Source organism: Micromonospora sp. NPDC049047 (assembly GCF_040649135.1).
Taxonomy (GTDB): Bacteria; Actinomycetota; Actinomycetes; order Mycobacteriales; family Micromonosporaceae; genus Micromonospora.
The window spans coordinates 5,499-7,984 of record NZ_JBEZEY010000041.1 but is presented as its reverse complement, the minus strand read 5'-3'; the positions used below and the strand labels follow the sequence as shown (position 1 = coordinate 7,984).

Here is a 2,486-nt window from a genome sequence, read left to right as displayed (position 1 = left end):
ATGGTGCCCCCGGCAGGATTCGAACCTGCGCCCCCGCCTCCGGAGGGGGGTGTGCCTTCCGGTCGTATACCCGCCCTGACCTGGCCCGGCGCGAGCGACAGTGCGGCGGTGGGGACAACTTTGGCACGCATATGGCACAGCGGCTCACTCCGGCGGCTCTGCCGCCTTGCTGGGCTGCTCGCGCCACTGCCCGCCGTCGGCGGAAATCAGCCGCTGGACCATGTGCCGTGCCTCATCCTCACTGCCGAAGTTCCAGCGCCTCACCTCGCCAGTCTCGGAGCTACCCGACCTGGCAACGACGTGCCATCGGATCTCACGAGCAAGCCAGATGTCACGGCGCGTGAGTCGGCCCCATGACCCGTTCCACCATCGCCCGATCTGCTCCCTCACAGCAGCAGATCGTACAGACGTTCGAAGGTCCCACGAACCTTGATCGGCTTAGTAACCTCAGTGCCATGATCGCGCGACCCCACCTCCCGCGCTCCTGGCCGCTGCGACTCGCGATCATCGCCGCGTTTGTCGCTACAGGATGCCTGGCAGTACCGGCGGGATGGGCAGTCGTGAAAACGGCACAGGCCGGCAAGGGTGAAGCCGACCCGATCGCCGCAGCGAACGCGTACCTACTGGCGGCGTTCGCCGAGTACGGAGACGGCTTCGGCGTAGAACGCTGCCTCTGCGACAGTCGCCGCGAGGACCTGCTAGAAGAAACAAGCCGAATGCGTGGAGTGATCAAAGCATCCGGCAGGAGCATCAAAGTCGAGTCATCCGATTGGAAGCGGGTCGACGGCGACGGCACTGTTTCCGCGACGATAAAGCTTCGTTTCTCCGAAGTCGCTACCGATGGGCGGCCAATTTTCGTGGTCGGGGCGGGCCACGAATGGCGCTTTAAGACAAAGCAGGAGCGGGGCATTGACGGCGGCTGGAAAGTCTGCCGTATCGATGCCCCGCCGCTATGTGGTACTCATATCCGCTGTTAATTGCGAGCGTATCGTTTCCCCATCGCAAGCAGTATTTCCCCTGCGGCGCGGTCGGGATCGGTGACCCCGGTGTCAATGCGCAAATCTGCCTCTATGCTTTCAGTGCTATCCCAGGCACTCAATCGGGCAGGCACGTCTCCTGTGTTCCGCCCGTGCATCCGTTGTTCGGCTATGTCTCGGGCGCACCAGAGATACACAACTAGCCAAACGATCGAGCGTTCCGCATCCTTTACAGCATCGACAGCCGCGCTTTGCCCGAGGTGTAGCACCGGCACCCCGGAATCCGAATGCGTCGACAGGCCGGAGCGATCGACCGCGTAAACCGCACCATACCTACGATTTTCCCAAACGATCTCGCCTCTGTCGGCCAGGTCTGCCAGTTCCGTTTTGCTGATCACTCGATACCCCTCGGTCCGCCCGCCACCGACCTTCAATCGCTTGAAGAGTGAGTAGCGCGGGTCGGCTCTGTGGAGAGCCTGCGTCACCGTGTCTTTGCCTGCGGCGGGCGGTCCGTAGAGAATGATGCCGGCTCTCACTACTCGACCTCTCCGCCCATCACCTCACGGAGAAGTGTTTTCGCCTGCGCCTTTAGCGGTGCGCCGGAAATGCAGTTGTTGACCAGCATGTGCGGAACTGGTGGCCTGAAATCTAGATTGATCCGCCCAAGGTAAGCATCCCAGTCGGCGAGCTTTGCCGCGTCACGGGCAGCTCCCCGACGTCGAATGTAGGTCTGCATGCTTCCTTCGTCGCAGTAGACCCAGACGAACGTGACGGCCGCGCCCTTGTCGACAAACGATGACCGCGTTCGTTCCAGCCAAGCGGGATCGTTGAATTCGGCGATGAAAGGCGCAGTGATGATGGCACTGTTGCCGCAAGCGACGTTTTCGGCTGCGGCCTCCATCAGGGCTTCATACTCTCGTGGCCTCAGCAGTTTCAGATACTGCTCAGACTCTCGGTCATGCGGAGAGAGTCCAATCAGCTCTAGCGCGGCCTCTAGCACCGGACGTGTCAAGGTGTCCTTATCCAGCATCGGCCAACCCGTTTCGCGAGCGAGTATCCGCCCCAGCTCGGTTTTGCCGCTGCCGGCGTAGCCGCCGACGAACAGGACGCGCGGCGATTGAAGGCGGACCTCGTTTCGCTTGGACTGGTCCGGGGCGTGGACTACGCGCTTTGAGCGAGATTTGCTAACCACTAACCCTTCTTCGGCCAGCACTCGCATTGCCTCAGTAATGGTGAAGACGCTCACGCCCCACTGATTGGCAAGTTCACGCGTCGAATCAAGCACCTGGCCATCGCGGAGGGTGCCCGACTCAATGTCGTTGCGGATGGTCCGGGCCACCTGTTGATGAAGCGCCTCGGAGCGATCAGGGGTGGGCATGGCAGTCCTCTCGCGGTCAGGCAGGAGCACGGGAAGCCTACCAGCGGCCTAACAGATGGTAGGTCGTCTGCCGCTGTTGCCGCAGCTCAGGCGCGTCTTTGCACCTAACAGTTGACCCGGTGGCATATCAG

3 protein-coding genes are annotated in these 2,486 nt (G+C 61.9%); 1 reads left to right on the top strand and 2 read right to left on the bottom strand.

Annotated elements, in window-relative coordinates:
• The first annotated feature begins 455 nt into the window (after positions 1-455).
• A complete protein-coding gene (locus AB0B86_RS33255; RefSeq protein ID WP_357420582.1) occupies positions 456-977 on the top strand; it encodes a hypothetical protein in 522 nt (173 codons plus the stop codon).
• Here the strand turns inward: AB0B86_RS33255 and AB0B86_RS33250 are convergent.
• Together AB0B86_RS33250 and AB0B86_RS33245 are read right to left on the bottom strand one after the other, a co-directional pair.
• Positions 974-1,513: a kinase gene (locus AB0B86_RS33250; protein ID WP_357420580.1), complete on the bottom strand. Its 540-nt coding sequence runs from the start codon at positions 1,511-1,513 to the stop codon at positions 974-976. The two genes, AB0B86_RS33255 and AB0B86_RS33250, sit on opposite strands and share 4 nt — an antisense overlap.
• Positions 1,513-2,355 (bottom strand): GntR family transcriptional regulator, encoded by an 843-nt coding sequence (locus AB0B86_RS33245; protein ID WP_357420578.1) that lies wholly within the window; start codon positions 2,353-2,355, stop codon positions 1,513-1,515. The genes AB0B86_RS33250 and AB0B86_RS33245 overlap by 1 nt, the downstream gene beginning before the upstream one ends.
• Positions 2,356-2,486: the final 131 nt, after the last annotated feature.

What these genes read in the sequence shown, in the direction of transcription:
- AB0B86_RS33255 (WP_357420582.1), top strand. Translation starts at nt 456, where the DNA reads ATGATCGCGCGACCCCACCTCCCGCGCTCCTGGCCGCTGCGACTCGCG.
- AB0B86_RS33245 (WP_357420578.1), bottom strand. Translation starts at nt 2,355, where the DNA reads ATGCCCACCCCTGATCGCTCCGAGGCGCTTCATCAACAGGTGGCCCGG.